This window comes from Nonomuraea sp. NPDC004580 (assembly GCF_040609855.1).
In the GTDB taxonomy this organism is placed as follows: domain Bacteria; phylum Actinomycetota; class Actinomycetes; order Streptosporangiales; family Streptosporangiaceae; genus Nonomuraea; species Nonomuraea salmonea.
Genome location: NZ_JBEXLH010000057.1, coordinates 20,151 through 44,102, shown reverse-complemented (window position 1 = coordinate 44,102; position 23,952 = coordinate 20,151). Strand labels below are relative to the sequence as shown.

The 23,952-nt window shown below is 72.3% G+C and carries 18 protein-coding genes; 10 read left to right on the top strand and 8 right to left on the bottom strand.

The window, feature by feature from the left end:
* Positions 1-8 precede the first annotated feature (8 nt).
* On the top strand, positions 9-614 hold the full coding sequence (locus tag ABZW11_RS37030) for a hypothetical protein (protein ID WP_355427904.1): 606 nt from the start codon (positions 9-11) through the stop codon (positions 612-614).
* A gap of 110 nt (positions 615-724) precedes the next feature.
* Here the strand turns inward: ABZW11_RS37030 and ABZW11_RS37025 are convergent, their stop codons facing one another.
* On the bottom strand, positions 725-1,489 hold the full coding sequence (locus ABZW11_RS37025) for an alpha/beta hydrolase (protein WP_355427901.1): 765 nt from the start codon (positions 1,487-1,489) through the stop codon (positions 725-727).
* A gap of 59 nt (positions 1,490-1,548) precedes the next feature.
* On the opposite strand from ABZW11_RS37025, the gene ABZW11_RS37020 reads away from it, so the two are divergent.
* Positions 1,549-2,085, top strand: coding sequence for a PadR family transcriptional regulator (locus ABZW11_RS37020; RefSeq protein ID WP_355427898.1), 537 nt, complete (start codon positions 1,549-1,551; stop codon positions 2,083-2,085).
* 204 nt (positions 2,086-2,289) lie between these two features.
* Here ABZW11_RS37020 and ABZW11_RS37015 read toward each other — a convergent pair whose 3' ends face one another.
* Both ABZW11_RS37015 and uvrB read right to left on the bottom strand, forming a co-directional pair.
* Positions 2,290-2,934 (bottom strand): PepSY domain-containing protein, encoded by a 645-nt coding sequence (locus tag ABZW11_RS37015; RefSeq protein ID WP_355427895.1) that lies wholly within the window; start codon positions 2,932-2,934, stop codon positions 2,290-2,292.
* Positions 2,935-3,377: 443 nt separating this feature from the next.
* Positions 3,378-5,486, bottom strand: a complete 2,109-nt coding sequence (gene uvrB, locus ABZW11_RS37010) for an excinuclease ABC subunit UvrB (RefSeq protein WP_355427892.1) — start codon at positions 5,484-5,486, stop codon at positions 3,378-3,380.
* Between the two features lie 233 nt (positions 5,487-5,719).
* On the opposite strand from uvrB, the gene ABZW11_RS37005 reads away from it, so the two are divergent.
* From ABZW11_RS37005 to ABZW11_RS36975, 7 genes are all read left to right on the top strand, one after another.
* Positions 5,720-7,366, top strand: coding sequence for an SPFH domain-containing protein (locus ABZW11_RS37005; RefSeq protein WP_355427889.1), 1,647 nt, complete (start codon positions 5,720-5,722; stop codon positions 7,364-7,366).
* On the top strand, positions 7,366-8,607 hold the full coding sequence (locus ABZW11_RS37000; protein WP_355427886.1) for an SPFH domain-containing protein: 1,242 nt from the start codon (positions 7,366-7,368) through the stop codon (positions 8,605-8,607). The genes ABZW11_RS37005 and ABZW11_RS37000 overlap by 1 nt, the downstream gene beginning before the upstream one ends.
* Positions 8,608-8,616: 9 nt before the next feature.
* Positions 8,617-9,390 carry a sporulation protein gene (locus ABZW11_RS36995; RefSeq protein WP_355427883.1) on the top strand — a complete coding sequence of 258 codons (774 nt, stop codon included), beginning with the start codon at positions 8,617-8,619 and terminating at the stop codon, positions 9,388-9,390.
* A 222-nt stretch (positions 9,391-9,612) separates the two neighbouring features.
* Entirely contained in the window at positions 9,613-10,629 is a 1,017-nt protein-coding gene (locus ABZW11_RS36990) for a hypothetical protein (protein WP_355427880.1), read from the top strand.
* Positions 10,626-11,243: a hypothetical protein gene (locus tag ABZW11_RS36985; RefSeq protein WP_355427877.1), complete on the top strand. Its 618-nt coding sequence runs from the start codon at positions 10,626-10,628 to the stop codon at positions 11,241-11,243. The genes ABZW11_RS36990 and ABZW11_RS36985 overlap by 4 nt, the downstream gene beginning before the upstream one ends.
* 13 nt (positions 11,244-11,256) lie before the next feature.
* Positions 11,257-12,057, top strand: coding sequence for an inositol monophosphatase family protein (locus ABZW11_RS36980; protein WP_355427874.1), 801 nt, complete (start codon positions 11,257-11,259; stop codon positions 12,055-12,057).
* Between the two features lie 106 nt (positions 12,058-12,163).
* On the top strand, positions 12,164-12,406 hold the full coding sequence (locus ABZW11_RS36975) for a hypothetical protein (RefSeq protein WP_355427871.1): 243 nt from the start codon (positions 12,164-12,166) through the stop codon (positions 12,404-12,406).
* Between the two features lies 1 nt (position 12,407).
* Here the strand turns inward: ABZW11_RS36975 and ABZW11_RS36970 are convergent, their stop codons facing one another.
* On the bottom strand, positions 12,408-13,580 hold the full coding sequence (locus tag ABZW11_RS36970; RefSeq protein ID WP_355427868.1) for an SLC13 family permease: 1,173 nt from the start codon (positions 13,578-13,580) through the stop codon (positions 12,408-12,410).
* A 57-nt stretch (positions 13,581-13,637) separates the two neighbouring features.
* On the opposite strand from ABZW11_RS36970, the gene ABZW11_RS36965 reads away from it, so the two are divergent.
* A complete protein-coding gene (locus tag ABZW11_RS36965) occupies positions 13,638-19,205 on the top strand; it encodes a TIR domain-containing protein (protein ID WP_355427865.1) in 5,568 nt (1,855 codons plus the stop codon).
* Here ABZW11_RS36965 and ABZW11_RS36960 read toward each other — a convergent pair.
* Genes ABZW11_RS36960 through ABZW11_RS36945 form a run of 4 tightly spaced genes read right to left on the bottom strand, consistent with a single transcriptional unit; the run spans position 19,202 to position 23,873 of the window.
* A complete protein-coding gene (locus tag ABZW11_RS36960) occupies positions 19,202-20,608 on the bottom strand; it encodes a glycoside hydrolase family 43 protein (protein ID WP_355427862.1) in 1,407 nt (468 codons plus the stop codon). The genes ABZW11_RS36965 and ABZW11_RS36960 overlap by 4 nt on opposite strands.
* Before the next feature lie 53 nt (positions 20,609-20,661).
* Complete coding sequence (gene coaE, locus ABZW11_RS36955) at positions 20,662-21,264, bottom strand: dephospho-CoA kinase (RefSeq protein WP_355427859.1); 603 nt, start codon at positions 21,262-21,264, stop codon at positions 20,662-20,664.
* A 55-nt stretch (positions 21,265-21,319) separates the two neighbouring features.
* Positions 21,320-21,787, bottom strand: coding sequence for a GNAT family N-acetyltransferase (locus tag ABZW11_RS36950; RefSeq protein WP_355427949.1), 468 nt, complete (start codon positions 21,785-21,787; stop codon positions 21,320-21,322).
* A 13-nt stretch (positions 21,788-21,800) separates the two neighbouring features.
* The gene (locus ABZW11_RS36945) at positions 21,801-23,873 is read right to left on the bottom strand and encodes an alpha/beta hydrolase (RefSeq protein WP_355427946.1); all 2,073 of its coding nucleotides are present in this window, start codon (positions 23,871-23,873) and stop codon (positions 21,801-21,803) included.
* Positions 23,874-23,952: the final 79 nt, after the last annotated feature.

Below are 23,952 nucleotides of genomic sequence, written 5' to 3'. Positions count from 1 at the left end.
AGCAGGAGGTGGCGGAGATCAGCGAGTTCCTAGTCGTCGTCCTTGTGGTCCTGGCGTTCCTCCTGCTTCTGGGCGGGCTGGGCATCTGGCTGCTGGTCAAGCTGGGCAAGAAGGCCGCGGTCAAGGCCAGGGAGGCCACCTCCCGCATCACGACCCACGTCAACGCCATGGGCACCGGCGACGCCGCCGAGGTCGAGCGGCTCCGGCTCGACCTGCGCCGCGAGGTCGCTCTCACCCGGCAGGCCGTCGAGCAGGCCCAGCGTCAGGGCTGGGGGCTCGGTGAGCTGCCCCGGCTGCTCGCCGACCTCACCGCCCAGGCCGACGTGCACGACCAGCAGCTCGGCATGTACGCCCAGCAGCGCCGCCTGTCCCCCTACGTCGACCACGCCACCCTCGACCGGCTGCGCCAGCACCAGGCCACGCTGACCGCCATGTGCGCCCGCCTGCGCGCCGACCTGCTGAGCGACCAGGTGCACCACACCGGGGCCGGCATCGCCGACCTCGGCCAGCGCACCGACCTCGAGATCGAGGCCCGCCGCCAGGCTCCCGACCCCCTCGACGAGATCGACGACCTCTACCGCCGCACGATGCAGGAGCGCAAAGACCTCCCCTGATGTGGCGGCGACGGCCGCCGGCCCGCTCAATCCCGCCGGATCCCGCCGCCTCACGCGAGGAGGTCCCGCTGGATGCCGCACCTCACGCAAGGAGCCCGCTGGATCCTGCCTCACGCGGGGAGGAGAGTCTTGAGGGTGCGCGCGAACGCTTCGGGGTTGTCGAGCATGATGGTGTGCCCCGACTCCGGGATGCCCAGCACCCGCACACCGGCCGCCCGCAGCTCCTCGGCCCCGGCCGGCTCGTCACCCTCGGGGAACAGGAAGGCGCGCGGGATCGTCAGCCCGGCCAGCAGCTCCCGCATCGCCGGTGTGGTGCCGCGGGCCAGGCTGACCGCCGTACGGTGCAGGGCGCGCAGATCGGCCAGGCGCATCGTGGACCACCAGTGCGGCCCCACCCGGTCGCGCACCTCCTTCCAGCCGCCCGACACGAACTCCTCCTCGCCGTAGGCGGCGATGCCGCTGGTGCCCGGGCGTACGGGTGTCGCCGGGTAGGGGTCGAGGTTGGCGTCCACCAGGACCAGGTCGGCCACCAGGCCGGGGTGGCGGGCGGCCAGCACGACGGCGACCGCCCCGCCCATGCTGTGCGCGATCATCGACGCGCCCTCCACCCCCGCCTTGTGCAACGCCTCCGCGAGGGCGTCGGCGTGGGCCTCCAGCGTGTACGAGAAGTCCTGCGGCCGGTCGCTGATGCCGAACCCGAGCAGGTCGATGAGGAGGGAACGGTGGCGCGGCAGCAGCGGGTGGGCCGCGACCTCCGCGTAGTAGGGGGCAGAGGTGGCGCCGAGGCCGTGAACGTAGACACGGGCCGGCTCCGCGCCCGGCAGCTCGACCCAGCGGATGCGGGCGCCGCCGGGGTGGACGATGGCATCGTGCATGAAGGCTCTCCTCGTGTATCGGTCTCAATATATATCGATGCCGAGGTATGATCGGAAGCATGCTGGAGCTGGCCATCCTGGGTTTTCTCAGGGATCAGCCGTTGCACGGTTACGACCTGCGTACGCGGGTGGCCGCCCTGATGGGCCACGTACGCCCGGTCGCCGACGGCACCCTCTACCCCGCGATCAAACGCCTGGCCGCGGCCGGCCGGCTGCTCAGAAAGGACGAGCCAGGCGCCGCCGCGGCCCCCCGCCGCATGCTCTATCTGACTCAGGAGGGCCAGGAGGAGCTCGAACGCCGCCTCCGCGACCCGGCCGACCTCGACATCAGCGACGAAAACCGCTGGTTCACGCTCTTGGCCTTCCTCCGCCACCTGACCGACCCAGAGGACCAGGCGAACGTCCTCAGGCGACGTCTGGCCTTCCTGGAACAACCAACGAGCTTCTTCTACGACGGCCCCCGCCCCATGGCCGCCGAGGAGTTCCCCGACCCCTTCCGTCAGGGCCTCCTCACCATCGCCCGCGCCACCACCCAAGCCGAGCTGACCTGGCTCCACACCACCCTCGCCGCCTTGGACTCCCCCACCAGAACCTGACCGCCCCTTGGCAGGCATGTGCGCTCTCAGCAGGACCGCTCACGGGGCCCGCGCACCCCGCCCATCTCCAGTCCCGCCGTCCCCACGTCAGGCAGCCTCCGTGACGGACGGACTCAGCGGTAAAGAGGATGGTCCTCGGGCTGCGGTCCTGCGGGCGGTGTCCTGCGGGATGAGGGGTTGGGGGGTTGGTCTCGGGGGCCGTGGTCAGGAGGTGTAGCCGCTCTTGCGGGTGATCTCGCCGGTTGCGGCGTCGATGGCGACTTCCTGCTTGGTGCCGTTGGGTGTGATCACGTCGGACTCCCAGACGGTCTTGTCCTGCTCGTCGTCCAGGTTCAGCTCGGTGATGCGCCCCTCGGGGACCGCGGCGACGATCTTGTCGGCGGCCTGGGCGTAGTCGAGCTTGGCCGCGGCCAACCGCTCGCGGTGCTTGGCCTTGTCGTCGGCGTCGTCCTCCTCGGTGGTGGGACCGTTGACGACCTTGCCGCCCTCGACGTCGAGCTGGTGCTCGGTGCCGTCCTCGCCGACGATCTGGACCTCCCAGCGGCGGCCGTTCTCCTCGCTCTCCATGGAGATGACCTTGGAGCCGGGCACTGCCGCGATCGCGGCCTGCCCGGCCTGCTTGAGACCTTCCAAGCTGGCCTGGGCGTCGGCCGGCGCAGGACTGCCGGTCCCCTCACCGGTCGGTGTGCCGGTCGGGCTGTCAGCCGGGCTGTCGGTGGGAACGGCGGTGGGCGTGCCGAGGGTCGGCGAGGAACGTACGGTCAGTCGCTCCGCCTCGCTCGTCACGGCGCCGCAGCCTCCCGCGAGCACCGTGGCACCGACCACGGCACCGATGATCGACTTGTTCATACCCTGGACGCTGCCCCCCAGTAGGTAAAGCATTCCCCCAGGTCACACGCCACCTCACAGCCGCTCCCTCACCTCACGCGAGCCTGCCGGAGCCGCCTGCCACACACAAGCCTCGCGCCACGGCACCCTGCGTTACAGGTACCCGCCACGCAGGGCAGGGAGCCAGCCGCACGACGGGGCCGCCGCGCCGGGGCCGCCTCACGGCATCCTTGGCGCGGGTACCGCCGCACGGTCGCCCTTCGTGGCGCGAACCGCCGCAAGGAGACTCCGCCGCACGGTCGCCCTTCGTGGCGGGAACCGCCGCAAGGAGACTCCGCCGCACGGGAACACCGCCGCACGGCGACGCCGCTGCTGGTGGGCCGCCGCATCCCAGCGGGGTCGCTTCACGGGATACGCCTCGCGTGAGGCTCACCCCGTGCAGGGGCGCCTCACGCTTGGTTTTCCTACTGGACGCCTGCTTCGCGCATGTCGCGGAGTTCGCGCTTCAGTTCCTTGATCTCGTCGCGGAGGCGGGCGGCCACCTCGAACTGGAGGTCGGCGGCGGCCTGGTGCATCTGCTCGGTCAGCGACTCGATCAGGGATTCCATCTGGGCGCGTGGCATCTCACCGGCGATCGCCTTGGCGTGCTGGCCGGCCTGGCGGGCGGCGAAGCCGGGGACCGGGGCCTTGCCTCGGGACTGCTGGCGGCCGCCGCCCATGAGCTGCTGGGTGTCGGCGTCTTCGCGCTGCAGCGAGTCGAGGATGTCGGCGATCTTCTTGCGCAGCGGCTGCGGGTCGATGCCGTTGGCCTCGTTGTAGGCGATCTGCTTGGCGCGGCGCCGGTTGGTCTCGTCGATGGCCCGCTCCATGGAGGGGGTGACCTTGTCGGCGTACATGTGGACCTGGCCCGACACGTTACGGGCGGCCCGGCCGATGGTCTGGATCAGCGACGTCTCCGAGCGCAGGAAGCCCTCCTTGTCGGCGTCGAGGATGGCCACCAGCGACACCTCGGGCAGGTCGAGGCCCTCGCGCAGCAGGTTGATGCCGACCAGCACGTCGTACTCGCCGACGCGCAGCTCGCGCAGCAGCTCGATGCGGCGCAGCGTGTCGACCTCGCTGTGCAGGTAGCGGACCCGGATGCCGAGCTCGAGAAGGTAGTCGGTGAGGTCTTCGGCCATCTTCTTGGTCAGCGTGGTGACCAGCACGCGCTCGTCGCGCTCGGCCCGCTCGCGGATCTCGTGGACCAGGTCGTCGATCTGGCCCTTGGTGGGCTTGACCACGATCTCGGGGTCGACCAGGCCGGTCGGGCGGATGACCTGCTCGACCACCTCGCCCTTGACCCGCCCCAGCTCGTAGGGGCCGGGCGTGGCCGACAGGTAGACGGTCTGGCCGATGCGCTCCAGGAACTCCTCCCACTTCAGCGGCCGGTTGTCGAGCGCCGACGGCAGCCGGAACCCGTGCTCGACCAGCGTGCGCTTGCGGGAGGCGTCGCCTTCGTACATGGCGCCGATCTGCGGGACGGTCTGGTGGGACTCGTCGAGGACCAGCAGGAAGTCTTCGGGGAAGTAGTCGAGCAGCGTGTTGGGCGCGCTGCCCGGCTCGCGGCCGTCCATGTGGCGCGAGTAGTTCTCGATGCCGGAGCAGGTGCCGATCTGCCGCATCATCTCGATGTCGTACGTCGTGCGCATCCGCAGCCGCTGTGCCTCCAGCAGCTTGCCCTGCCGCTCGAGCTCGGACAGCCGCTCGGCCAGCTCGGCCTCGATGCCGGCCACGGCCGCCGCCATGCGCTGCTCGCCCGCGACGTAGTGGGAGGCGGGGAAGATGTAGAGCTCTTCGTCCTCGGTGATGACCTCGCCGGTGAGCGGATGCATGGTCGAGAGCTTCTCGATCTCGTCGCCGAACATCTCGATGCGCACGGCCAGCTCTTCGTACTTCGGGATGATCTCGATGGTGTCGCCGCGCACCCGGAACGTGCCGCGGGTGAAGGCCAGGTCGTTGCGGGTGTACTGCATGTCGACCAGGCGGCGCAGGAGCTGGTCGCGGTCGATGTCCATGCCGACGCGCAGGCGGGCCATGCGGTCGACGTATTCCTGCGGCGTGCCCAGGCCGTAGATGCACGACACCGACGCGACCACGATGGTGTCGCGGCGGGTGAGCAGCGAGTTGGTGGCCGAGTGGCGCAGCCGCTCGACCTCGTCGTTGATCGACGAGTCCTTCTCGATATAGGTGTCGCTCTGCGGGACGTACGCCTCAGGCTGGTAGTAGTCGTAGTAGGAGACGAAGTATTCGACCGCGTTGTTGGGCAGCATCTCGCGCAGCTCGTTGGCGAACTGCGCGGCGAGCGTCTTGTTGGGCTGCATGACCAGGGCGGGCCGCTGCAGCCGCTCGATCAGCCACGCGATGGTGGCGGTCTTGCCGGTGCCGGTGGCGCCCAGCAGCACGCTGTCCTTCTCCCCGGCCTTGACGCGGCGCTCCAGCTCGGCGATGGCCGTCGGCTGGTCGCCCGATGGAGTCATCTCGGTGACGACCTCGAAGGGCGCCACCTTCCGCTGCAAATCAGTGACCGGTCGCATGTTGCCACTGTAGGCGGCCCCACCGACAGAAACGGTCAGGGCGGCCGCTCCTCCCGAACGGGCGGGGCAGGGCATCGCCGCGAAGGCCCGGGCCGGCCGGGGAAGGCGCCGGTGATCGCCGATCGTCGCGCTCTCGCTACAGCCAGCAATACCCATATGGCATCACATTGCAAGCGAACCGTAAGCAGTAGCCGATACGGTCGAATCCGCCTGTAGCGGAAAAGGAAGGTTTCATGTCACGACCCAGAGAGGCACTGATCCAGGCAGGACGGGGCGTAGCCCAGGCGGTGGCCCAAGGGGGTGACGTACGCCAGGCCGTCGGCCAGGCCGTCGGGCAGTACACCGGCCAGGCCGGGCCGGGTGGTCAAGGCGGCCAGAGCGGTCAGGGCGGTCAGGGCTTCGCGCTGAACCCGCACGACTTCGCCGCGGCCCGCGACGGCGGCCCCTCGCTGGGGACCGTCATCGAAGCCAGGACGGCCTCGCTCAACGAGGCCGGCGAGATCGTCAACCGCAGCTTCACCGAAGACGGGATGCACGTCATCTCCCCGGTGGTGATCCCCAAGGGCAGCACCGCCAAGGTGATCGTGCCGCTGGGCATCCTCGTGCTGCTCGGCCTCATCGGCGCGCTCGGCAACATCGTCCCGAACGCCGACATACTCTTCGGCCCCCACTACTGGGTGGTGCTGGTGCTGGCCGCCGCGTTCCTGTGGTGGCGGCGCAGCGTGGTGATGGTGCCCGAGGGCTGCAAGGCGCTCATCACGCAGTTCGGCAAGCTGGTGCACATCGCCGACCCCGGGCGGGTGACGCTGTTCAACCCGTGGAAGCGGGTCAGCTACATCGTCAACACCACGCGCGAGTACCCGTTCAACGCCCCGATCAGCGAGGCGCCCACCCAGCAGGGCGTCAAGGCGAGCGTGGACCTGTTCCTGCAGTTCAGGATCGAGAACCCGGCGGAGTTCATCTTCGTGCTCGGCTCGGTCAGCGGCTTCCAGTCCAAGCTGCAGAACGCCATCAGCGAGGTCACCCGCTCGCTCATCTACGCCCAGCGGGCCGAGGAGATCTACGACCTCGTCGGCGAGAGCACGCTCGGCATGCTGGAGAGCCTCAACCAGCAGTTCCTGCCCGCAGTGCGGCTGACCGACGTGAACATCACGCACGCCGAGCCGTCCAGCCAGGAGTACCGCATGGACCTGGCCGCGCCCGAGATGGTGCGCGTCGCCAAGGAGGCCTACACCTACGAGTACGAGCTCCAGCTGCGCAAGGAGCAGAACGAGGGTGACCTGGTCAAGGAGCTGGCCGGGCTGCAGGAGACGCTGAGCGCCATCCAGGCGGAGATCGCCGGCTACCAGGCCCGCATGGACACCGCGCTCGAACGCGCCACCCACCAGGCGACCGCGCAGGCCAGGCAGCGCCTGGTCGAGGCGGAGTCCACGGCCAACGCCAACGCCGCACTCCTGGAGGCGCAGGCGCTGGACATCAGGGCGCTGTCGGCCGCCGAGGCGCCCGAGATCCTCGACTACCGCTTCCAGCAGGACCTGCTGGCCAAGCTGGAGTCCGTCGCGACCCGGCTGCCGCAGGTGGTGCAGGTGGGCGACGAGACCGACATCGACTTCCTGGTCCTCGCCCAGCAGCTCGTGGGCGGCAAGGACGCGGCGCTGTTCTCCGCCGAGGACATGGCCGCCATCCGGGGCAGGCTCGACGAGATCGCGGCCCGCGTACGCGACCGCGAGCGGGAGATCTCCGGCCTGCTGCAGAAGGCCGCGGCCGGGGTGGAGGAGCCGCCGCACACGCCGGAGCCGGACACCGACCTCGAGCGCACCGTCGAGCGGCTGCTGCCGGGCGGTAAGCACCACGGAGAGCAGCCTGGGAGTGGCATCTGATGAGCAGGGAATTCTCGAAGATCAAGGAGTCGCTGGCCTCCTGGAGTGAGATCCGCCAGCTCCTGCGCGGCGGCGAGCAGGGCCAGCTCGTGCCGGTCGTCATCCCGAAGGACCGGCGCGGCTTCGCGTGGATGACGCTGGTGTTCCTGGCGATCTACTTCGCCGGCATGGCCGTGATGACCGACTTCACGCTGATCGCGGCGTTCGCGGCGCTGGTGTTCCTGCTGCTCGCGCTGCTCACGATGTGGCGCAAGGCCATCATCGAGATCGAAGAGGGCACCACCGGCGTGCGCAGCCGCTGGGGCGCCATCACCGGCACCCTCCCGCCCGGCCGCCACTACCTGTGGCTGCCGTGGGACCGGGTGGACGCCGTGGTGGACACCTCGACGGAGATCCCGTACTCGGCGCCGATCGTGGCCTGCCCCACGGCCGAGAACGTGCCGCTGAAGTCGATCGAGTTCTTCCTGAAGTTCAGGATCGTGGACCCGGTCGCGTTCGTCCGCACGATCGGTGCGGGCAACTTCGACCTGGTGCTGTCCAGCGCCGTGCAGGACGCCATCAGGCAGCGCAGCCGCCGCGTCAACACCGAGCGCGCGTACGACCTGCGCGGCTCCGACGTCGGCGACATGCAGGACGCGCTCAACCGCCAGCTCGGCCGCTACGGCGTGCGCATCACCGGCGCGAACATCCCCGACGTGCAGCTGCCCGACCAGTACCAGCAGCACCTGGCCACCCGCGAGAAGGTCGCCAAGGAGATGTCGGCCTACGAGCGCGAGTGGGAGCTGACCCGCAAGCGCCGCATCGACACGCTGCTGATGGAGATCGAGCGCTCCAAGAAGACCCGTGACGCCCGCGTGGTCGAGGTCAAGGCCGCCTACAACACCGCGCGCAAGGACGTGGCGCGCATGCTGGAGGAGCAGGAGACCGAGGCGCAGCGCGTGACGTGGGAGATCGAGGCGCGCGGCAGGGCCGAGCTGACCGCCGCCGAGAACGAGGCCAAGGCGCTGCGGCGGCTGGCCGAGTCGTACCGGGACAACCGGGCCGTGCTGCAGTACGAGCTGGCCCGCAGGCGCCTCGACGTCGGCGCCAAGCTCGCGGAGAACGCGCCGCAGCCGCTGGTCGTCAGGACCCAGCAGGGCCAGTCGGACTCCGCGCTCAGCACCCTCCTGCTCGCCCAGCTGCTCCCCCGCATCTCGGGGACGGGGGCGGGAAACGTGAATGGCAACTCACCTTCCGCTTAGGAGAACCCCATGGTGTTCCGCAAACTGATGGCCGCCTTCGGCGCGGGCGTCGAGGTCGACACGGTGCTGACCGACACGAGTGTGAGGCCGGGCGGGCCGCTGCGCGGCGTCGTCCACTTCCGTGGCGGCAACTCCGACTACAAGGTCGAGGGCATCCACATCGACCTGACCGCCGTGGTCGAGGTGGAGTCGGGCGACAACGAGTACAAGACGAGCTACAGCTTCCTGCGCCAGCAGGTGGCCGGGACGTTCCAGCTCGCGGCGGGCGCGCAGCACCAGCAGCCGTTCGAGATCGCGATGCCGTGGGAGACGCCGATCAGCGCGGTCGCCGGGCATCCGCTGCACGGCATGAAGCTGGGCGTGCAGACGGAGCTGGCGCTCGCGGGCGCCCTCGACAAGGGCGACCTCGACCCGCTGTGCGTCGGCCCGCTGCCGGCCCAGGACCACGTGCTCGGGGCACTCGACCGGCTGGGCTTCCAGTTCAAGAAGGCCGACCTGGAGCGCGGCACGCTGTACGGCTCGACGATGCCGTTCTTCCAGGAGATCGAGTATTACGCGGGCGGGCAGTGGCGGCGCCACTTCAACGAGCTGGAGCTGACGTTCATCGCCGGGCCGCGGCAGATGGACGTCATCCTGGAGGCCGACAAGCGGGGCGGCTTCCTGACCTCCAGCCATGACGCGTACAACCGGTTCACCGTGCGCTACGACGAGCCGCCGCAGGCGGCGAACGCGGCGCTGCAGCGCGGACTGGAGCAGATGGCCCGCCGCCGCGGCTGGTTCTAGCGTCAGAGCCGGGTCCCACCGGGCGGGCGGCGTCGAGCAGCGGCTCGCGCCGCCCGCCACGGGCGCTCTCGCGGGGGAAGCGAGGAGATATCGCCGTGCGGCCAGGGGTTTCCGCCTTTGCGTGAGCTGGCAGTCACCTGGCGCGGTCGTTACCATGACGACGGGCACTGACTGATCGTTCGGGACGGCGGGGCGGGGCGCATGGGACGGTTGAAGGCGGCTTTGCGACGGACCGCCCCGTGGGCGGCGCGCAACGCCGACGGCGCCATCGCGCTCGCGCTCGCCTTCGTGGTCGGCGTGCTCGGCATCATGCCGCCGGAGATCTTCGGCAGCGAGGGCGACAAGATCCAGACGCAGCTGGTGAACTCGTCGTCCCTGGTCATCATGGCGCTGGTGGCCACCGCGCTGCTGCGCGACCGCGCCCGCCAGGCCCCCGTCGAGCGGACGATCACCTCGGGCGCGCTGGCCGAGCTGCCGGTGCGCCTCGCCCGCCTGGAGGAGATCGAGACGCTGGCCCACAGCACCCGCCACGCGCTCGACGCGCTGCAGCTCGTCCGCGTGCTGGGCAGCAGGCAGGAGATCGCCCAGTGCCACGCCGAGGCCAGGCGCGACACCACGCGCTGGCTGTTCAAGGGCGGCACCGGCACCTACCTGCGGGCCGTGACGCTGCCGCAGTGCGTGGCCGCGGCCCGCAGGGACAAGCGCCACCTCACCGTGCGCGTCGAGGTCATCGACCCGTCCGACCTGGAGGTGTGCGAGACGTACGCCCACTACCGCCGCTCGCTGTCCGACACGCCCGACGGCACCGGCGAGACGTGGACGACCGACCGGGTCAGGAAGGAGTCGTACGCGACCGTCCTGACCGCCTTCTGGCACCGCCAGCGCTACGGCCTGCTCGACATCGGGGTCGGCCTGTCGTCCACGATGACCACGTTCCGCTGGGACCTGTCCTCCAGCCGCCTCATCATGACGGTCGAGGACCCCAACAAGGCCATGACGGCGCTCGCCGACACCTTCTACTACGAGAACTGCGACACCGAGCTGCGGCTGAGCTTCGAGCAGGCGCGGCGGGTGCCGCTGGAGATGTACAGGAAGGTGCCGCTGAGCGACGAGCCCACGATCGAGGAGGTGCAGGAGTTGTTCGAGCGTGTGGGGCTGCCCCTGCCCAAGTCCTACAACGGGCACGACGTCGTCGACATCGCCCGTAAGGCGCTGCGCGCCGTGGACCCGTACACATGAGCCGCCACCTCGTCCGGCGGGCGGTGGCCGAGGGGCGCGCCAGGTCGTGGGCCCTGGCGGAGCTGGCGCGGCCCGGCCTGACCGCGGTGCGCCACCCGCTCGGCTTCGTCTGCCTGCCGCTGGAGCGCGACGGCGGCGACGGCGTGTGCCTGCACGTGTGGTCGAAAGCGCTGGCCCGCGCCGAGACCACCACCTCGCAGATCCACTGCCACAGCTGGGACCTGGAGAGCCATGTGCTCTACGGCCAGGTGCGCAACGTGCACGCGGTCGTCGCCGACGCGGGCGCCGGCGCCACCCACCGCGTCTACGAGGTGGTCAGCGGGGCCGACGGCGACCGGATCTCGCCCACCGGCCGCACCGTGCGGCACGCGACGGGGCTGGTGGAGGTCTTCGGGCCGGGCGAGACGTACACGCTGGCCGCCGACCGCTTCCACAGCAGCGTCGTGCCGGAGGACGGCGAGGCGGCCACCATCGCGCTCGGCAGAGGCCGGCCAGGTGGCCGCGACCTGTCGCTCGGCCCGCTCAGCGGCGGCGCGCACCACGTGGCCAGGCAGCCGCTCGACGCCGACGAGACGGCGCTGGCCGTCCGGCTGATCACCGCGCATCTCACCTGAGAGGGCAACGCCGATGGACCTGGATCACGCTCGCACGGTCGCCGTCGAAGCCGCCGAGGCCGCGGGGGCGCTGATCAGGGAGGGCACCAGGCGCGCGCTGCGCGTGCACGCCAAGGGCACGGCCGGCGACGTGGTGACCGACCTCGACCTGGCCTCGGAGAAGCTGCTGCTGGAGCGGATTCTGACGGCCTTCCCCTCGCACGCGGTGATCGCCGAGGAGTCGGGGCTGAACGGCTCCGGGGGCGGCGAGTGGACGTGGCTGGTCGATCCGCTCGACGGCACCAACAACGTGGCGATCGGGCTGCCCGCGTACGTGGTGGGCGTGGCGCTGTGCCGGGCCGGGCTGCCGCAGCTCGGCGTGGTGCACGACCCCGTCTCGGGACAGACGTGGTCGGCCGTCAGGGGCGGGGGCGCGCTGGCCTCGTCAGGCGGGCGGCTGTCGGCCCCGTACGCACCGAGTCCCCACGGCCCGCTGCTGGCCTGGATCCAGGGCTACGGCATCGCCAGGGAGGACCCGACCGTGCTCAGGCTGAAGGCGGCGCTCGACCTCAACGCCCGCAGGGTGCTGCAGCTGTGGACGCCGCTGCTGTCGTGGGCGATGCTGGCCCGCGGCGACATCGACGGCATCGTGGGCTACCGCACCGGCGTGGTCGACCTGCCGGCGGGCGCGCTGCTCGCGCAGGAGGCGGGCATCGAGATCAGGGCGCTCGACGGCGGCCCGTACGACGAGTGCGTCAGGGGCGCCTCCGACGTGCGCAGCTACGTGGCGGCCCACCCGCGCGCCCTGCCAGGGCTGCTCGCGCTCCTGCAATGAGGACAAGTGCGCGCACGCAGTGTGTCGTTCTGCGATGAGTTCCGCCGCTCCGCGCGGTCTACTCAAGTGACGCCGGAACCCGGCGCACCGCGGAGAGGAGCCCGACATGATCACCACCACCGAGCTGGCGCAGGTGCTCTTCGTCACCCCCCTGCAGCCCTCCGACGAGCTGTCGCCCGCCCAGATCCGCTCGGCCGTGGACGAGCGGCTGTGCGCGTGCGGCGGCGACCCGTCGTGGTGCGCCGCGTACGTGGCGCAGGAGGCCGGCGACCACCCCGAGACGTACGCCCCGCGCATGCGGTGGGCGCTGGCCGCGGTGGCCGGCGCCTACGAGCCCGTCGCCGCGTGAGTCAGCCGAACGTGACCAGCGCCCACACCGTCGCCGCCGTGCCCACGACGGCCAGGCCGGCGCCGATGAGCAAGAAGCGCCGCATGGGCACGGCCACGTCGTGCCGGCGGCACGACTCGAACCACAGAAGCGTCGCCAGCGACGCCCACGGCGTGATGACCGGCCCGACGTTGGTGCCGGCCAGCAGCGCCAGCAGGTGGTCCTGCTCGGCGGCCGGGATGACGGTCTCGACCGCCTTGTACGCCGGCAGGTTGTTGATCAGGTTGGACAGCCCGGCCCCGACGGCGGCGGTGCGGTAGGGGTCGCTCTCTGCGCCGATCAGCCAGGTCATCAGCGCCGACAGGCCGTGCCCGCTGAGCGTCGGCACCACCAGGAAGAGCCCGGTCACGAAGATCACGAGCTGCCACGGGATGAGATGCCAGGTCAGGCGCTCGCGGGCGCGCAGCACGAAGGCGGCCACGACGACGACGGCCGCGGCGCAGGCGGCCACCGCGACGTGCGCGCCGACCAGCAGCAGCACGATGAACAGCAGGCAGCCGGCCGCGGCCGCCCCGAACAGCACCCGGTCGCCGACGGGCTCCAGCACCGGCGGGGTGTAGCGCAGGTCGCGGCGTTCGCCGCGGCGCCAGAAGAACACCCACAGGAACACCATCGTCACCGCGATCGCGGCGATCTGCGGGGCCCACATGCGGGCCGCGAACTCCTGCGTGCTGAGGCCGATCTTGCTCATGCCGAGCAGGTTGGTGAGGTTGGAGACCGGCAGCAGCAGGCTGGCGGTGTTGGCCAGCCAGATCGTGGTCATCGCCAGGGGCAGCGCGGCGATGCGGGCGCGGGGGGCGAGGGCGAGCATGACGGGGGTGAGCAGGACGGCCGTCGTGTCGAGGTTGAGGAAGATCGTGACGAAGGACGCGAAGGCCGTACAGAGGAAGAAGAGCGCGGCGTAGTTGCCGCGGCCCAGCACCGCCATCCGCGCCGCGATCGCGTCGAAGACCTGCGCCTCCTTGGTCAGCTCGGCCACCACGATGATCGCCACCAGGAAGATCAGCAGCGGGCCGATCTCGCTCAGGCTCTCGACGGCCGCGTGCCAGGGCAGCAGCCCGGTGGCCACGAAGACCAGCCCCAGGATCAGGAGCCCGATCCTGATCCAGTCGAGTACGCCAAGACGCCGCAACACCCGATGATGATCGCACATGGACTGCACATCGCCGATGCCACAGGGGATACTGAGGAGATGGCACGTGACGGCAGGCCGACCGACATCTTCGTCAGCTACTCCCCCGCCGACACGGCCTGGGCGACCTGGATCGCCTGGGAGCTCGAGGCGGCGGGCTACAAGACCATGATCCAGGCGTGGGACTTCGTGCCGGGCACCAACTTCATCGACTTCATGGACCGCGGCGTCAGCGAGGCGCGGCTCGTCGTCGCCGTGCTCTCGCGCAACTACCTCGGCTCCCGCTACGGGCGCATGGAGTGGCAGGCCGCGCTGCGCGCCGACCCCGACAACCCGTCCAACAAGCTCGTCACCATCCGTCTGGAGGACGTGCCGCTCGAAGGGCTGCTGTCCACGATCACCTGGGTCGACCTGCTCGGCGTCACCGACCCTGGCCAGGCCAGGGCGCTGCTGCTGGGCCGGGTCAGAGAGGCGCTGGCCGGCCGCGCCAAGCCCGAGGCCGCGCCCGCCTTCCCCGACGGCACCAGCGGGCCGGTCCCCGTGCCGACGCTGCCGGCGCCCGCCGAGCGGACGAGGGCCAGGCGCACGCCGGTCACCGCGCCCACGTTCCCCCCGTCCGCCGCGGGCGGGCGGGGGCGCGAGACGATCAGCGTGCTGCACATCGGCGGGCCCCGCTTCGGGCGGGGGCTGCCCGAGCCCGGCGACCCGTTCACGCCCGAGGACATGCAGGCCCGCATCTGGGCCGACCTGACCGCCATGTACGACCGCGGCATGCCACGCCCCGACCTCATGGTCGTCGCGGGCGACCTCACCGAGTCGGGCACGCTCGGCCAGTTCGGCCAGGCCACCAGGTTCGTCACCGACCTGCGGCTGCTGCTCGGGCTCGAGCCGCACCGGCTCGTCCTGCTGCCCGGCCCGCGCGACGTCACCAAGGCCGCCGCCAGCGCCTACTTCATGACCTGCGAGGCCGACGACGTCAGCCCGCAGCCGCCTTACTGGCCCAAGTGGCGCCACTTCGCCACCCTGTTCGGCGAGGTCTACCAGGGCCTTGACGACCGGGTGTTCGACGGCGGGCAGCCGTGGAGCCTGTTCGAGGTGCCCGACCTGCGCGTGGTCGTGGCCGGGCTCAACTCGACGATGGCGATGAGCCACCTGGAGCGCGACGCGTACGCGCTGATCGGGGAGGCGCAGGCGGCGTGGTTCGCCGAGCGGCTGCGGCCGTACGAGGAGCGCGGATGGCTGCGGCTCGGCGCGATCGGCCACCCGCCGGCCGAGCTGCGCGACGCCGCCACGTACGAGCGGCTGCTCGGCCGCCGGCTCAACCTGCTCTTCCACGGCGGCGCCGGCACCGCGGCCGAGGGCCGGGTGGCCGCGCCGCGCGCCGGCCGCCACCAGGTGATCGAGATCCGCCCCGACGGGCTGCGCACCTGGCTGCCCGACGAGGGCACGCCCGAGCGGGTCAGGGCCAGGTGGCGGGCCGCGCGGACCACGTTCACCGGGCAGACGCCGCCCGCGCCGCCACCTGGCCCTGAGCCGGAGCAGCGCGCGCCCAGCCCCGTCGAGCTGCTGCTCGACCGCATAGCCGAGGTGTGCGAGGCCCGCCACGAGCGGGCCAGGATCCGCAGGTTCGACGCCCACCTCGTGGTCACCCACCCCGAGGACGGGTTCGTCCGGCAGACCATGATCGGCGCGTACGTCGGCGAGCCCACCGTGGAGAGCGCCGACGGCTTCGTCCGCGCCGCCCACGCCGCCGGGCTCGCGGCCGAGCTGGTCTACCAGGGCCCGCCCGCGCCGCGCGCGGTCCGCGACGAGCTGATGCGCAAGGGCGTGCGGCTGCGCAGCTTCACCGAGTTCCAGGGCCTGCTCGACCTCAGCGGCTACGTCACCGAGCAGACCGCGCGGCTCGCCTCCGACCGCCGCTACCCGCCCGGCCTGTACGTCCCCCAGCGCTACCGCGAGCTCGACCGCCCCGGCAGCGCCGTCAGGGCCGGGCTGACCGACGAGATGATGCGGCTGCTGTCGGCCGACCACGGCCGCTTCCTGCTGCTGCTCGGCGACTTCGGCCACGGCAAGACGTTCGCGCTGCGCGAGCTGGCCCGCCGCATCCCGGCCGAACTGCCCCACCTGACCCCGATCCTCATCGAGCTGCGCGCGCTCGACAAGGCGCACTCGGTCGACGCGCTGGTGGCGGCGCACCTGGCGAGTCACGGCGAGGAGGTCATCGACCTCAAGGCGTTCCGCTACCTGCTCCGGCAGGGACGCATCGTGCTGCTGTTCGACGGGTTCGACGAGCTGGTGACCAGGCTGACCTACGACCGGGCGGCCGACCACCTGGCCACGCTGCTCTCCTCGGCCGAGGACAAGGCGAAGATCGTGGTGGCCAGCCGCACCCAGCACTTCAAGTCGCACAGCCAGGTGCTGACCTCGCTGGGCGAGATGGTGGGCGTGCTGCCGCAGCGGCGGGTGCTCGGCGTGGAGAACTTCGCGCCCGACCAGATCAGCTCCTACCTCGCCAACAGGTTCGGCGACGACGCCGAGGCCGGTGCCCGCATGGCGTTGATGCGGGAGATGGAGGACCTGCTCGCGCTGGCCCAGAACCCGCGCATGCTGAGCTTCATCGCCGACCTCGACGGCGACCGCCTGCGCACGGTCGCCGAGGCCCGCCACACGATCAGCCCGGCCCTGCTGTACGAGGAGATCCTCACCTCCTGGCTGGCCTTCGAGGAGCGGCGGGCCAAGGTGCCGGGCTCGACCGGCGGGCTCAGCGTCGAGGAGCTGTGGCGGGCGGTGACCGCGCTGGCGGTGCGCCTGTGGGAGTCGGGCGACGCGCTGCTCGGCATGGACGAGCTGACCGAGATCGGCGAGACGCTGACCGACCTGGCCGACGGGCAGCTGTCGGCCGCGCACGCCGCGTTCCGCATGGGGTCGGGCAGCCTGCTCGTACGCACGGAAGAGGGCATGTTCGGGTTCATCCACACCTCGGTGATGGAGTGGCTGATCGCCCGCCGCATCGCCGCCACCATGGACGACCCGGTCCTGTTGTCGCGCCGGCCGCTGTCGGCGCTGACCGTCGAGTTCCTGTGCGACCTCGCCGACGTACGCGCGCTGCGCGCCTGGGTGAACCACCCGCCGGCCGACGACGTCTCCCGCGGCAACGCCGTCAAGATCTCCGCGCGGCTGCGCACGCCCGCCCGCGCCGACCTGCGCGGCGCCAACCTCAAGGGCGAGGACCTGTCGGCCAGGGACCTGCGCGAGGTCGACCTGACCGGCGCCGACCTGTCCGAGGCGACGCTGGTCGGCACCAACCTGTCCAGGGCCGTGCTCAAGGACGCCCGCCTGACCGGCGCCAGGCTCGACGCCGCCCAGCTCACCGGGGCCGACCTGCGCGGCGCCGACCTGTCGGGGGCGCGGCTGGCGCAGGTGGACCTGAGCGACGCGGCCGTCGAGGGCGCCCGCTGGCACCGCGCCACGCTGATCGACGTCACCGGCACGCTGCCGCACCTGCCGGGCGCGGCCGTGGTGCCGGGACAGCCGGTCGAGGTGGCGTTCGCGCCCGCCGGCATCGGCGTCCCGTACGGCTACCACTTCCAGACCAGCCGCCTGCCCGAGCCGATCGCCTACAGCCCCGACGGGTCCACCCTCGCGGTCGGCAACGAGGACGGCGGCGTGCTGCTGTGCGTGGGGGGCGCGCCCGTGCGCACCCTGCAGGGTCACCGGGGCCGCGTCTACGCCGTGGCGTTCGCCGGCGAGCTGATGGCCACCGGCGCCAGCGACGGTGTCGTGCTGCTGTGGGACGCGCTGACCGGCGAGCCGCTGCGCCGCCTGGAGGGCCACCCCGACGGCAACGGGACGCTGCGGCGCAGCGCCGCGCCCGACCTGGTGGCGGCGGGCGGCGGCGACGGCGTCGTCCGCGTCTGGGAGAGCGCCACCGGCCGCCTCGTGCACGAGCTGGCCGGGCACCGGGCGCCCGTCTACACGGCCTCCTTCGGCCGCTCCACCCTGGTGACCGGCGACGCGGCCGGCACCGTCCGCGTGTGGGACCTCGGCTCCGGGCAGATGAAGGAGACGCTCGGCGCGCACCGCGGCAGCGTCTTCCGCGCCGTGCACAGCCCCGACGGCCGGCTGCTGGCCACCGGCGACGAGGCGGGCACCGTACGCCTGTGGGACACCGCGACCTGGACCCGCCTGCACGAGCTGACCGGCCACACCGGCAGCATCTACTCGCTGGCGTTCGCGCCCGACGGCTCGCTGCTGGCCAGCGGCGACACCGCCGGCGCCGTACGCCTGTGGTCGCCGGCGGGCGAGGAGCGCGGCGTGCACACCACCCACGCGACCAGCGTCTACCAGGTCGCCTTCAGCCCCGGCGGGCAGATCCTGGCCAGCGGCGACGCCAACGGCGTCGTACGCCTGCAGCGGCTCGGCGACGGCAACAGGGTCGAGCTGACCGGGCACCGCAGCTCGGTGTGGCCGTTCGTGTTCAGCCCCGACGGCCAGGAGCTCGCCACCAGCAGCAACGACGGCACCGTACGCCTGTGGGACCCGCACAGCGGCCAGTGCCGGCGGGTGCTGCGCGGCCACGGCCGCCGCATCTCCTCGGTCGCCTTCAGCGCCGACGGCTCGCTGCTGGCCACCAGCGGCAACGACGGCACCGTACGCCTGTGGGAGCCCCGCACCGGCCGCCGGCTGCGCGAGTTCACCGGCCACGCCGACCGGCTCATCTCGGCCTCCTTCTCCCCCGCGGGGCCGGTGCTGGCCACCGCCAGCAACGACGGCGGCGTGCACTTCTGGAACGCCTCGACCGGCGACTACGAGCGCGAGCTCAACGCCGAGACCGACCACGTGTGGGCCGAGGCGTTCAGCCCCGGCGGCGACCTGCTGGCCACGGCCAACGACGACGACACCGTCCGCCTGTGGTACCGGCCGACCGGGCGGCTGGCGGGCAACCTGACCGAGCATCGCGGGCGGGTGCGCTCGATCGCGTTCAGCCCTGACGGCGACCACGTGGCCACCGGCTGCGACGACACGCTCGTCAGGGTCTGGCACCTGCCCACCGGCCGCCGGGTGGCCGTCCTGGAGGGGCACAGCGACCGGGTCTACTCCGTCTCCTACTCCCCCGACGGACGTTTCCTGGTCAGCGCCGGCAACGACGGGCGCGCCCTGGTGTGGGAGCTGCTCCCCGGCCACGCGCCGCGCCTGGTGCACACGCTGCGGCACGAGGGGCGGCTGTGGAGCGCGGCGTTCGGCGCGGCGGGCGCGCTGCTGGCCACCGGCGGCGACGACACGCTCGTCCGCGTCTACGACGCCGCCACCGGCGACCTGCGCCACACCCTGTCAGGCCACAACCGCCGCGTCTGGTCCGTCGCCTTCAGCCCGGCGCCCGGCTCCGGGCTGCTGGCCAGCGCGGGCGACGACGGCATGGTGATCCTCTGGGAGGGCGGCGGGCGGCGGGCGACCCTGCTGGGGCTGTCCGAGGGGTGGGCGGCCCTGGCGCCCGACGGCCGCTACAAGCTGCAGGGCGATCCCGGCGGGCAGTTCTGGCACGTGGTCGGGATGTCGCGGTTCGAGCTGGGCGAGCTGGACGCGTACCTGCCGGGGGTGCGGCAGGTGCCGCTCGACGCGCCCTTCTAGAACACCTCGATGCGGTCCATGCTGATCACCGTGCTGCCCGAGGCCGGGTTGCGCTCGCCGGTCACCCGCACCCGCAGCGTGTGCGTCCCGGCGGGCAGCACCGGGCTCAGGTAGTTGAGCTGCTCGCCCGCCCTGATCCCGCTGTAGTAGTCGACGCGCTGCTCGGGGCCGCCGTCGACGGAGATGGCGGCGATGCCGTTGCCGCGGTCGCGCACGCTCAGCAGGGCCACCCTGGTGCCGGTGAACCTCACCGTCGCCGTCGCGCCCGCCTGCCCGCTCCAGTGGTCGTCGCCCCAGAAGCACTGGTTGCCGCAGCCGGAGCCGGACTGCCAGGAGCCGGCGTAGGTGACCTGCGGGTCGAAGTCGTTGATCACCGACGTCTCCGCGCCCGGATCGCCGGACGGCAGCCGCTGGGTGGCCCCCGCCGCCAGGGGGCGGCCGAAGTTCGGGGTGCCGTCGGCGTTCCAGGTGAAGCGCTGCACCCTCGTCGTGCGGAAGTCGTAGGTGTAGGCGGTGGTGTTCTTGGCGTGGTAGGCGATCCAGTCCTCGGTGCCGTCGGGCGAGCGGAAGAACGAGTGGTGCCCCGGCCCCCACACGCCGGTCGCGTCGTTCCTGGCGAACACCGGGCCCGGGTGCTGCCGCCAGTTCGCGGCCACCATGGGGTCGGCGCCGTCGGCGATGCTCTTCATCCACAGCTGGTAGTCCGGCTTGCCGGTGTCGCAGGTGGAGTAGGTCAGGAACGTGCGGCCGTTGCGGTGGAGCGGCGTCGGCCCCTCGCGCACCTCCGTGCAGCCGCCGTCCGCCGGGATCGCGACCCGGCCGCCGGTGACCGTCCACGGGTTGCTCATGCGGGCGATGTAGAGCTGCGCGGGGCCGCCCATGCCGCGTCCCGGGCCCGCCCAGACGAAGTACTGCCGCCCGTTGTGGGTGATCGGCTCGCCGTCGATGGCGTACTCGCCGAAGTCGGCGATCTTCGCCTTGAACGTGTACGGGCCCATGGGATCGTCGCCGGCCGACTCCAGGACGTACATGCGGTGGTTGGCGTCCACGCCGTCCGAGGCGGTGTAGTAGACGTACCAGCGGGATCCGACGTGCCGGAAGGCCGGCGCCCACAGCTGCTTGTCACGGCTCCCGTCCGAGTCCCGCCACACCACCCGCTCGGGCTCGGCCGGCAGTGTGGCGAGGCTCCGCGACCGCCAGACGCCGATCCTGTCGCCCCTGGTCGTGGCCACGTAGTAGGAGCCGTTGTGGTGGATCAGGCTGGGGTCGGCGGACGGATTGACCGGGTTACGGAACGAGTCCGCCGCCGCGGCGGCCGGGCCCCCGGGGATGAGCACGGTCAGGGCGGTGACGAGTGCGGCGAGGGTTGCTCGGGCGGCCTGCCAGGGGGACGTGCGCGGCATCGGCGATCCTTCCACGACGATCTTTCTGATCGTCAAGGAAGGATGTCATGTCGTCAACCCACGGCGGCGCGGCGCAGGAGGTCGTCCCAGACCTCGGTGACGCGGGCGTCGAGCTCCTCGAGTGAGCCGTCGTTGGGGATCACGATGTCGGCCACGGCCAGCCGTTCGTCCCTGCTCGCCTGGGCGGCGATGCGGGCCCTGGCGTCGGCCTCCGCCATGCCGCGGTGTTCGGCCAGGCGGCGGATGCGCAGCTCGTCGGGGGCGTCGACGACGATCACGACGTCGTACATGGGGGCCAGGTTGTTCTCCACGAGCAGCGGCACGTCGTACACCATGATCGTGCCGTAGCCGGCGCCCCGCTGCAGCTCCGCGACCCGCTCCCCCACCAGCGGATGCACGATCGCGTTGAGCGCGGCCAGCTTCTCTGAGTCGGTGAAGACGATGGAGCCGAGCTTCTCCCTGTCGAGCGAGCCGTCGGGGCGCAGCACCCCGCCGCCGAACGTCTCCGCCACCCGCGCCAGCCCCGGCGTGCCCGGCTCGACCACCTCACGGGCGATCAGGTCGGCGTCGATCACCATCGCGCCCCTGGCCGAGAGGCGCTTGGACACCTCGCTCTTGCCGGAGCCGATGCCGCCGGTGAGCCCGATCTTCAACACGTCGGAAAGCCTATCGCCCGGATGTCACGCCGCCGGCTCCGGCGTCACGCCGAGCTCACTCCCCGCCGGCCGGCTCCGGTGTCATGCGGAGGTGGATGAGGGTCAGGTGGTCGTCCATGCGCTCGCGGTGGGTCTCGCGGTAGCCGAGCCGGCGGTAGAGCCGCAGGTTCCCCTCGGACAGGTGGCCGGTGAACAGGTCGAACGCCTTCGCCTCCGGCATCTGCTCGTGCAGGGCGCGCAGCAGGGCCGTGCCGATGCCCCTGCCCTGCAGGTCAGGGGCCACGACGAGGCGGCCGACCAGGCAGGTGGCGCCGGAGAGCCGCCCGCGTACGGCGCCGACGACGCGCCCCGACTCGACCGCCTTGAGCACGAGCGCGCCCTCGATGACCTTGCGCATCTGCTCCAGCGACTCGACCAGCGGCGGGATGTAGGGGTCGCCGTAGAGCTGCGCCTCGCTGAGGTAGGCCGCCCGCTGGAGGGTCAGGACCTCGCCCGCGTCATCGGGCACCGCCCGCTCGATCACCACCCGCCGCAGCCTACTCCCCGCGCCCGGCCCCCGCCGTCAGCTCGCCGGGACACGACGTGCGCGCCTTGGGCGGCCTTCCGCGTACGAGGAAGTCGTGCACCCGGGCACGCAGGCAGGCGGCCCGCAGTTTCCCGGCACCCTGCAGCAGATAGGCGTCATGCCCGTCCCCGTGCCACAACACCACCGCACCGGGGATGCGCCGCCCCGATCGCGCCGCCGCGGCAGGCGGACTGACCACATCCAGCCGCCCCACTCCGACCAGCACCGACGCCCGATCATCGGCTCCTTCGCCACCGGTGTCACTCGGCGTCAGGGCGCCTGCCGCACCGCGCTCAAGGCGGCCGCCTCCGCCGGCACGAGGCACCGCAGGACCGGTGGCGCCGGCCTCCTGGCCGCCGCCGGCCCTGGGCCCGAGGTCGCCGTCGGTCCGCGCCGGCCGGTCACCGGAGTGTCCCGGGGAGGGCCGGCCCTCGCCTCCGGACGGCGCGGACGCCTCGGCGCCGGTCAGGCGAGAGCGGTCAAGTCGCGGGGTGTGGGGCGGCCAGCTCGGACGGGCGCGCAGCCCCAGGCATCTGCCGACCTCGTAGCGGCCGGTCAGCCAGCCCACCCGGGGCGCCACCTCACGCAGCCTGGCCTCCATGCGCAGGAAGGTCCGGTAGCCGGGCACCGCGGGCATGAAGTCGTGGCAGTGCATCGCGCGGGAGACCGTGGCGGGCGCGTCGGCCCGCCGTACGCCGGCGAGCGCCAGCAGCGCCCGCGCGTCCCCCTCCTCGGCGGCGGCCAGCGCCCTGGCCAGCTCGGGCCACCGCTTCGGATCGAGCCCGGCGAGCACGGCGGCGACGACGCGCCGCTCGTCCGCCGCCCGCTTGCCGGGAACGACGCCTGACCCCGCCTTGGGCGATCGCCCGCCCGCCGGACCGCCGGCGACGACCGACGGTCCTCCGCCGAGCAGCTCGCCGAGCCCGGGACCCGCCTTGAGCGGCGTCTCGCCGAGCAGAGCGTCCAGCCCGGGACCGTCGGGCGAGCCTGCCATCAGCTCACGCGGGCCGGAGGTCGGGCCCGGGTTCGCGGGCAGGAGCAGTTCGGCGGGCGAAGCGGTGCGTTGTGTGCCGCCGCCCGGATCGGCAGCGCCGACCCCGTGGGCGAGCAGGTCGTCCAGCACCTCGATGGCGTCGCCGTCCAGGGGGCAGGCCAAGTGGTTGACGCACCAGTCGCGGAAGTAGCGCAGCTGGCGCTCGGCCGCCCTGGCGTGGGCGATGAGGCGGCGGCCCAGGCCGGGCTGGAAGTGGTCGGGGACGCCCTCCAGGTAGATCCGACCGGCCCGGCCGGGGAACAGCTCGAGGTACGCCTGCCCGTACACCGCCCCGTACCCGTTGCCGAAGTAGCGCAGCCGACGCCGGCCGAGTGCGTCGCGCAGGGCGTCGAGGTCGTGTGCCACCTGCCAGGCCGTCAGGCCGTCGTAGGCGGGCCCGGCCGCGATCCGGCAGCTTCTGTCGTAGGCGGCGTTGTTACGGGCGTAGGAGCGCCATGCGGCCTCTCCAGAGGCGATCTGGAGCCGCCGGGGGTCGGGCGGCGGCACCGAGCAGCGGACCATGGCCGCGCTCCCCCTGTCACCGATCCCCCGCGGCTCCACCAGCACCACGTCGAACCACCGGGCCAGCTCGCTCACGGTGTCGGGCCTGGCGCGCACGTCCTGGACGGTGGAGCCCGTCCCGGTGTTGACGACCAGCGGGCCGAGGCTGCGTGCGGGGTCGCGGGCGGGCAGCCAGGCGAGGTCGATCTCCGTACGCGTCCCGGATGGCCGCTTCCAGTCCACGGGGACCGACAGCTTCCCGCATCTCAGCCCGTCGCCGCACTCCCGCCACCGCACCCGCCCGAGCGCCGGCCCGTCCGGCTCGCCGGACCGGTCCGCCCAGAAGCCGCCGCCCCGCTCGTCCACCGGATCCAGCGCGCCGGCCGCGCCGGCCATGGCGGCGGCGGCCGCCCCGGACGCGGACGGTACGGCGGTGACGAGGACGGCGGTGACGAGGACGGCGGCGGCGGTCGTGAGGCCCGCCGCCGCCCTGATGACCGGCTGAACCATGCCCACGCAGATCGCTCCCGAGAGTCGCAGCCACCAAGCGCCGCCCAGTCTCCCAGCGCCCACCGGCGCAGGTCACAGG